General features: G+C 41.2%; 11 protein-coding genes and 1 pseudogene. 4 read left to right on the top strand and 8 right to left on the bottom strand.

All coding sequences use genetic code 11. From position 1 onward, the window contains the following. Window positions 1–4: 4 nt before the first annotated feature. Together flgB and P378_RS05415 are read right to left on the bottom strand one after the other, a co-directional pair. Window positions 5–403, bottom strand: a complete 399-nt coding sequence (flgB, locus tag P378_RS05410; RefSeq protein WP_099082531.1) for a flagellar basal body rod protein FlgB — start codon at window positions 401–403, stop codon at window positions 5–7. A 412-nt stretch (window positions 404–815) separates the two neighbouring features. After that, window positions 816–1,901, bottom strand: a complete 1,086-nt coding sequence (locus tag P378_RS05415; protein ID WP_099082532.1) for a DegT/DnrJ/EryC1/StrS family aminotransferase — start codon at window positions 1,899–1,901, stop codon at window positions 816–818. 159 nt (window positions 1,902–2,060) lie between these two features. On the opposite strand from P378_RS05415, the gene mntA reads away from it, so the two are divergent. Both mntA and hepT read left to right on the top strand, forming a co-directional pair. Further along, window positions 2,061–2,456, top strand: a complete 396-nt coding sequence (mntA, locus tag P378_RS05420; protein WP_099082533.1) for a type VII toxin-antitoxin system MntA family adenylyltransferase antitoxin — start codon at window positions 2,061–2,063, stop codon at window positions 2,454–2,456. Beyond that, the gene (gene hepT, locus P378_RS05425) at window positions 2,453–2,860 is read left to right on the top strand and encodes a type VII toxin-antitoxin system HepT family RNase toxin (RefSeq protein ID WP_099082534.1); all 408 of its coding nucleotides are present in this window, start codon (window positions 2,453–2,455) and stop codon (window positions 2,858–2,860) included. The genes mntA and hepT overlap by 4 nt, the downstream gene beginning before the upstream one ends. 69 nt (window positions 2,861–2,929) lie before the next feature. On the opposite strand, the gene P378_RS05430 is transcribed toward hepT, so the two are convergent. From P378_RS05430 to P378_RS05445, 4 genes are all read right to left on the bottom strand, one after another. Further along, window positions 2,930–3,313, bottom strand: a complete 384-nt coding sequence (locus tag P378_RS05430) for a flagellar protein FlaG (RefSeq protein WP_099082535.1) — start codon at window positions 3,311–3,313, stop codon at window positions 2,930–2,932. A gap of 63 nt (window positions 3,314–3,376) precedes the next feature. After that, entirely contained in the window at window positions 3,377–3,784 is a 408-nt protein-coding gene (flgN, locus tag P378_RS05435) for a flagellar export chaperone FlgN (RefSeq protein WP_180260995.1), read from the bottom strand. Then, window positions 3,774–4,166, bottom strand: a complete 393-nt coding sequence (gene fliS / locus P378_RS05440) for a flagellar export chaperone FliS (RefSeq protein WP_099082537.1) — start codon at window positions 4,164–4,166, stop codon at window positions 3,774–3,776. Before fliS ends, flgN begins: the two co-directional genes overlap by 11 nt. Window positions 4,167–4,188: 22 nt before the next feature. Then, on the bottom strand, window positions 4,189–5,739 hold the full coding sequence (locus P378_RS05445; RefSeq protein ID WP_099082538.1) for a flagellar hook-associated protein 2: 1,551 nt from the start codon (window positions 5,737–5,739) through the stop codon (window positions 4,189–4,191). A 131-nt stretch (window positions 5,740–5,870) separates the two neighbouring features. Here P378_RS05445 and P378_RS05450 point away from each other — a divergent pair, with 131 nt between their 5' ends. Continuing rightward, a complete protein-coding gene (locus P378_RS05450; RefSeq protein WP_099082539.1) occupies window positions 5,871–6,296 on the top strand; it encodes a flagellar assembly protein FliW in 426 nt (141 codons plus the stop codon). After that, the gene (gene csrA, locus P378_RS05455) at window positions 6,290–6,529 is read left to right on the top strand and encodes a carbon storage regulator CsrA (RefSeq protein ID WP_099082540.1); all 240 of its coding nucleotides are present in this window, start codon (window positions 6,290–6,292) and stop codon (window positions 6,527–6,529) included. Before P378_RS05450 ends, csrA begins: the two co-directional genes overlap by 7 nt. A gap of 256 nt (window positions 6,530–6,785) precedes the next feature. Here the strand turns inward: csrA and P378_RS24015 are convergent, their stop codons facing one another. Both P378_RS24015 and P378_RS21070 read right to left on the bottom strand, forming a co-directional pair. After that, window positions 6,786–7,154: a cation:proton antiporter regulatory subunit gene (locus P378_RS24015; protein ID WP_238472918.1), complete on the bottom strand. Its 369-nt coding sequence runs from the start codon at window positions 7,152–7,154 to the stop codon at window positions 6,786–6,788. A gap of 90 nt (window positions 7,155–7,244) precedes the next feature. Continuing rightward, window positions 7,245–7,618, bottom strand: a pseudogene (locus P378_RS21070) (potassium channel family protein); the annotation flags it as partial. Window positions 7,619–7,905 lie beyond the last annotated feature (287 nt).

Raw genomic sequence — 7,905 nt, forward strand, 5'->3', positions numbered from 1 at the left:
CATCTTACCTCCTGCCACCGATTACGATCCCTAAGATATTATAACGATCAATCAACCCTTGAGCGATCACATCATATTGAATAGTGGAGGCGGCCAGGTTTACCATTTCTTCATCTACATCAACGTTGTTGCCGTCGTAGCGCATGGTAGTTTCTCTGACCTGCTTGACTTCTGGTTTAATTTCCACATTAGAAACACCGATATGCAACGAATGGGTTCCTTTAAGGGGCCCCCCGCTGCCGTTCATGGCTGCCTTTAATTGATCTTCAAAACTGACATAGGATTTCTTAAACCCTGGAGTATTAAGATTGGCTACATTATTGGCAATCACCCTCTGCCGCAAAGCACTGGCATCCAAACCCTTTTGCATTACATTCATGATTGGGCTGTCAAAAATATTCATACTATCATCCCTTGGTATTCAAATTTTTTTGCCTTAGGGCTAAAGTTCCACTCCCAATGTTACGATATAATGGTTAAGGAGTTGTTGGAGTAAGGTTAAAATAACAACAAAGACATTTTACCACCTTAAAAAATTCTACAATTTGCAACAAAACCCTTCTTATGGTTACACTATAATCATGTTTTTAATTTCACTTTTTATCATTAAAAAACGTCTGTACCATACAAGCACAGACGTTTATTTCTTTGTCTTTGTTCATCAGATTTCGCATACTAAGTTTTTTTGCAATACCAGTCGATATCTAATATTTCTTAGACTTTATTGTAAAATAACCTAAAATTCCCACACTAACCATCGGACATAGGTCTAATTATTATAGGACTAAAGTCCTGTAATCGTCTATCGTGGGTTTCTACTGACGCCGTATAGCCATCTTGAGGATATTTATTACTTTTTTTACCATTCCTTCATCGTAATCCGGAAATGTCGGGAGGTTTATGACCCTGCTGTAAAAGACTTCCGCCCTGGGGCAGAGGGGCCCTTCAATAGTGCAAATATCCGGGTGTCCCTGCCAGAGGTAAATGGGATGCAGGTAGATCGGATAAAACTGAACATTTACCGGAATTCCTTGTAGCAAAAGTTCCTCCACAATCTCCCTGCGCCTGCTAATAAGTCCCTCATCCTTTAACAGAATCGGGAAGGAATACCACGCGGGCTCATTATGGTCAGGTGGAGATAGCAGCTCTAAACCTTGTACTTCTTTTAAGTCCTTAGAATAGGCTGCTGCGATTTTTCTCCGGCGGTCTTGCTTCGTATCTAGCTCCGAAAGCTGCTTGAGGCCAACCTCCGCCTGCATACTCGTAAGTCGGTAGTTAAAACCGATTTCCTGGGCTTCGAAGTGCCATGGCCCCTCCTCTTTTACCAACGCTTCCTTATCATACATCATCCCGGTATCCCGGAATAATTTCAGCCAGTTATAATAGTCTTCCGAATCAGTTACCACCATGCCTCCAAGTTCTGTATAAACACCCTGGGGGTGGGAAAAATCAAAAACAGTTAAAGAACTGACAGTACCGATTCTCTTTTCCTTGTATGTAGCTCCCAAAGCCTGGGAAGCATCTTCAATAATAATGATGTCCTTATTTTCCGTTAGCTTTCCCAGAGCATCCATATCACAGGGTTGACCAGTATAATGGGTAGCAATGATTGCTTTGGTATTGGACGAAATCCTCCAATGTACAGCTTCGGGATCCAGGCAGCCGGTCTGGGAATTTACATCTGTATAAATAGGCACACCGTCCAGATAACGAATGGCATGGGCTACCTCAGGGTGGGCCAACGGCGACAGGATCACTTCATCCTTATGACTGACACCGGCAGCATAGAGGGCGGCATGAAGGGCAGCTGTTCCTGAAGAAACAGCAATGGCATATTTAGCACCCAGGTAATGGGCAAAGGCCTCTTCAAATTGTTTTACTCGTTGCAAGCTGTTATTCATTAAGCAAAAACTCCTTTGTCAATTTTTCAGGTCTATTATAATACTTTTTTCGTAAGAAATAGCATAAAACCGTCGGACTTACCTTGGAATTGGTAATGGGCAAATATATAATATTTACAAAAAGCTGCTGATCAGTGGTTGGAAAATAGGGGTGGACCAATGGAAGAAAAATATCTAACAACGATAAAGGAGCATTTAACAAAAAAAATTTCCCCTTATTTAATTATCGTCTACGGTTCAGGAGCCAAAGGTAAATTAAGGGAAAACAGTGATCTGGATATTGCTTTTTTAAGTGAACATAGGTTCAGTGATTATGAGCTTTTTATGTACGGTCAAGAATTAGCCAATCTTTTAGATCGGGACGTAGACCTGGTGGATCTGGAAAAGGCCTCAACCGTCTTTCAAGCTCAGGTATTAAGTACCGGAAAGGTTGTTTACTGTTCGGATCCGATTAAGAAAATGTTATTCCATATGTTTACTTTTAAAAAATATGCAAGGCTAAATGAAGAACGAAAATATATTCTTAAAAAATTGGAAGAAAGAGGATCTCTATGATTAATGATATCGTACTCAATAAAACCCAGGTCATTAAGCGCTGCATCAACAGAATTAATGAAGAATACCGTAACAACCCGGAAAACCTACAATACTATACAAAGCAGGATTCAATTATTCTAAATTTACTAAGAGCCTGTGAAGCTTCCATTGACCTGGCCATGCATTTTGTGGCTGAGAAAAATTTAGGCCTTCCTCAGAGCAGCCGCCAGGCCTTTGAATTACTCCAGCAAAATAACATCATTGAACAGGACCTGGCTGATCGGTTAAAAGCTATGGTTGGTTTTCGAAATATTGCTGTACATGATTACCAATCTATTAATCTTGGCATCTTGCAAAAAATTATTGAGAACCACTTACAAGATTTTGAACATTTTACCAACAGGCTAATTAAAATCAAATAATATTGCATATGAATAAATACAAAGAAAAACCAGTCCCGCTGACTGGCTCGTTGAGTTATTTAACTTTTTTTAAGCGAATTTATCAACCACAAGCCCAAGCATTTCTTTAAAATAGGCCACCATATTCAGTACCCTTTCCGGCGGGATCTCCCGGATCACTAAATTATCCTTTGTATTGATTAATTTAACTATATACTCACCGCTCTTCTCGTGCAGCTGAAAACGCAGCTCGGTACTGTAAGTTTCCATGGTTCTGTTCATTTTATTTACAGCCTGCTGTACCTGGTCTTTGTTAAATTCCTGCTGTTCGTCCCTGGTATCCGGCGTAATTCCTTCACTTTTGCTGACAGAGGTATCTGCAATAGAGGCTTCCTGTGTGGAAATCTGATTCCCGACTCCGGAAACTTGAGTGTAATCCTGAATACTAACCACCGCACCGATTCCTTCTATCATTTCTCATATCACTTCCTGACTATTTTTTCTTATCAATAAAATATCCGAAATTTTGCGGTTGCTTCATGGGGCATAGGCCTGCCGGATTGTTTTACCGTCTTTTAAATTACTAAGTTTTTGTTTAACATCGGCAAAGGCATGCTTTAGGGCAGCATTGTTTTCATCATCGTGAGTGATAATTGTTTTTAGTAGTTCATTTATTTCCGCCTGCAGTTCCATTAACAACGGTACCCTTGACCTGTCTGCAAAGGGTGCCGGCAACTGCCCCTTCGCCCTGTCAATTTCCCGGTCTGTCCGATCAATCTCATCCATCAAAGACTGCCTTTTACTCAAAAGCTCCGTCAATCCATCCATATCCAGTTGTTTAATTACCTCAGACTGCTGAAGTGTAAGGTCCAGTAATTTCTGCAGTTTGAGTTTTTTCTTGCTATAGAGTTCTGTTAATAACTGTTCCGTTGTTTTACCCTCCAACTGAAACACCCGTTTTTACCTGTTTCATAGCCTGCACCCAGACATCCCTGATCTCCTCGGCATAACCGGTAATTTCCCGGAGAATTTCTTTATCCTTTTTTAGATTGGCCTCAAGCAAACGGCGGTTCATGTAATCATACATAAGATTTAAATTTTGACCCACTTCAAATCCTGTATCCAGGGTATTCATTAGATGAACGATTATTTCCTGGGCATGGGTAATTGAATTATGGGCTAACTGAATGTCCTTATTTTCTACCGCCTCCTGGGCCAGCTTCAAGTCCTTTACCAGCCGATTATACAACATGGTGGTCAACTCTTCCGGCCCGGCGCTCATAATGGCATTTTGCTGGTAGTTCTGATACGGGCTTTTTGCTATCATCCGCTTCCCCTCCAAATTATGGTTATTTGCCGCCGCCAAACTGCTGGGCCAACCAGGCACTCTGGCTGTTCATTTTGTTAAGAGCCGTTTCCATGGCGGTAAACTGCCGCCAGTAACGGTCTTCAATTTCTATCAGCCTATCTTCCCATTTATCAATTTCTTCATCCAACCCGCTGATCTTTTTACCTAATATGCTATTGTCAACCAGGCTGTAGCTAGAGGCAGAACCAGCTTTGTCCGTGATGGTATTCATGGTATTTGTTAAATCATCATACAGACGAACAGCCAATCCCTTATTGCTATAAGTATCTGAAGAATTAGTAAATAACTCCATAACAGCTTTAGGATCTGCTGCTAAAGCTTCTTTTAGTTTGGTTTCATCAATATACAACTTACCTTTTTCGGAATAATCCAAAGTTTTAATACCAATCTCAGCCAAAGTGTCGTACTTAGAATTACTTACCCCGGATACTACTGATGACATAGTGGTACGCATCTTACTGACAGCACCGGATAACAGGAAATCGTTTTTTAATAAACCGCTTTTGGCCTTCTCTTCCCACTTTTCTTCCTGGTCATCACTCAACTTCTCCCGTTGCTCGTCTGTTAAGGGGAGGTAATCCCTGTAACGTTCTTCGCTGAGCTTGCTGTTGATTTTGTCAATGGTGGTGTTGTAAAGGTCAATAAAGGTTTTAATGGAGTTAAATACTGTATCGGTGTCATTGGTTACGTTGATGTTAACTGTTTCGGTGGTTGATGTGCCGGTTAAGGTAAAATTAATGCCTGCTAATGAAAACTGATTGGTGGTTTGTGTAGTAACGGTCATGCCGTTAAAAACAAATTCGGCGTTGGTGCCTGTTACTTCAGATCCCCAATCAAACCCATCCCCGGGAATACCGTTTTTATCCAGCTTCAATTTAGTAAATAATTCATCTATTTGCGTTTCGAAACCGGCCACTGCATCAAAGTCAATCTTTTTATCGGCACCGGTAGAATTAGAAAAAACAAACATACGGTTAATTGTTTTATCAAAAAAAGCAGTTACCCCGGCACTGGTTTTGTCATCACTCATCTTGGCAGTATTTATTTTTGAAATTAACGAATCAATAGTCTCGTTGTCAACGTCAATTTCTATTTCCTTACTACCATTCACCTTAAACTTTATAATTCCCGCAGAAGTTAGAGAGAGCTGATTCTTTAAATTTGTTGCATCTTTATTAAACGTTACATCCTCTGAACTATTCAATTTAGCGGTGCCGGCTAAAGAGGTAACTTTCAGCGTATAGTTTCCCACCACCGCTGAGGAGGTGGCGGCGGCTTTGGCAATACTCTCATTGGAGGAGGAAGCTTTCTTGACCAAATAATTTCCCTGCAGTTTCATGTTAAAAACATTATCCCGCAGAGAACGAAGTGCATTATTGATGTCCCGGTAATCATCCCGCTGCCACTCGGCAATCTGCCTGGTTTGTTTGATTTTATCGACCCGCAGCCGCTGTGCCTTCATCAGGTCGGCCACAATTGTGTCTATATCCATTCCTGAGGCTAAACCGCCAATACGCAGGTTTGAAGACATGGTTCTCCCACCTTTCAAATGTTCCTACAGTATATTTTCGGTTGACAGACATGATTCTTGAGTAGATTTGTGCTACATTAAAGATAGGATAATGAAAAAATTGGGGCACCTTTTAGAGGGAGGGTAATTTTGTGCAACAGACCAAGGACCAATTAAACATTTTTTTTGAACAAGGGTTACCGGGCTTTGAAGGTCTAAGAAATTTTCTTATCTCCAGGCCCTTTGATAACAGTCCCTTTTATTATTTGCAATCTGCAGAGGCAGATGATGTTTGTTTTCTTTTATTAAATCCCTTTGAAATTACCCAATCCTATGAGTTTGACCTGCCTGTTCCGGTACAGGAGATGCTGGAAATTAAAGCCACATCTGATATCGCCGTTTTTAACATCGTGAATGCGCAAAAGGATTTGGCCAACGCCACTGTCAACCTGCAGGCCCCGGTTGTTATTAATGTTAATAAATCTAAAGGCATGCAGGTTGTTTTGAATGATCCATCTTTAAGTATTCGGGAACCTCTAAAAAACCTGCTTCAGGGAAAGGTGGGCCGAGGATGCTGATACTTTCCAGAAAAAAGCATGAAGCCATTCATATCGGTGACGATATCATTATTACTGTACTGGACATTTCCGGCGACCATATTAAAATTGGCATTGATGCCCCGAAAAACATACAAATATACCGGGCCGAGATCCTGAAAGCCATTCAGCAGGAAAATAAACAGGCTGCTTTAACCAAAGCAGCGGTACAGGACCTGGTAAAGCTTATGAATCATGATAAGGGTGAAAAATAAACGAACGGCTGCCCCGCCTAAGCTATCAGCACCCGGATTTTAGCAATTGTCTTAATTGCTGTAAACCAATCTTATTTCAACCTTAGACCTGCCTTTCCAATAGTATAGCTGAGAATGATAACTCTGGAATATCAGCAGATGGTGTAGGTAGCATAATAAAAAACCGACCAATTTTCATGGACGGTTTGTGCGGTTTGTGATCTTTAAATCATGGATGGTTAATAAGTTAGACCTTACCGGGCGGGATTCGCACCCGCTATATGACGCGCCCTTGCTCGGCCGCACTGCCTGGCACTACTGGTCTGTTCACCTTCAGGGGCTTCATGGGACAGGAAATACCCATGCAGCTTTCAAGACGCCCCAAACCCTCCGCAGTACCAAAGGCAATCACCACATCTCCCGGCAAAAATACTTCTTCCGGAGAAGGATTGGCCATGGTTACATCATTTCTTACAATGGCCATAATTTGTATGCCATAGGTTTCCCGTAAACCCGTTTCTCTTATTTTCCGGTTAGCCAAAGTGCATTGCTCTTCTACCTGAAACTCTTCCAGTTTGACGTCATAATTATTCCAGTCCAAAATCTTCTTTACAAAGTCAATGGTGGCGGGCTTTACTGCAGCCATGGCCAGGTGGGCGCCGCCGGTAAATCCCACGGTAATAACCCAATCGGCACCGGCCCTTTTAAGCCGGGCCTCATTTTCTTTCCGGTTGACCCTGGTTACCACCCGGATATTTTTATTTAAATCCTTGGCTGCCATGGTAATGAGAATGTTGTCAGCATCGTCCGGAAGGGCTGAAATAACGCTTTGGGCATATTTAATGCCGGCCTTTTCCAAAACAATATCTTCGGTAGCATCTCCGACAATAACCAGGTGCCTTCTTCTTTAATGAGATTGCACTTTTCTTCATCGGGATCAATACCTATAAAGGTTATATTCTCGCTAATTAAATGTGTAACGGCTGAATAACCTGCTCTACCCAAGCCGCATACAATCACGTGATTTCTTAGTTTAGAAATCTTTTGTTGCATGTACCAGTCACCCCAGATTTGTATAATATGGCCGTCAATCAAAATAGTTGTAATCATGGAACCTAAGAAGGAGACATAGCCAACCCCCGTGATAATCAAAAAGATAACGGTTATCTATGGTGGCTAAAGATGTCAAGACATTTTTTTGAACTTGTTTAAGGTGGTTTTTCTCCCTCCTTTGTGTATTTTATAAGAAAAATATTACCATTAAAACCATTTATTAACTGGTAATTAAGTAAATTTTTCCCATGCAATACTACTGCAAAAGAAAGTTGACCATAAATGTTGATAACTTTTCCTTCCACCACTAATGTACCGATATTTCACGCACCCGTTCCAGTCAT

The sequence above is a fragment of the Desulforamulus profundi genome (assembly GCF_002607855.1).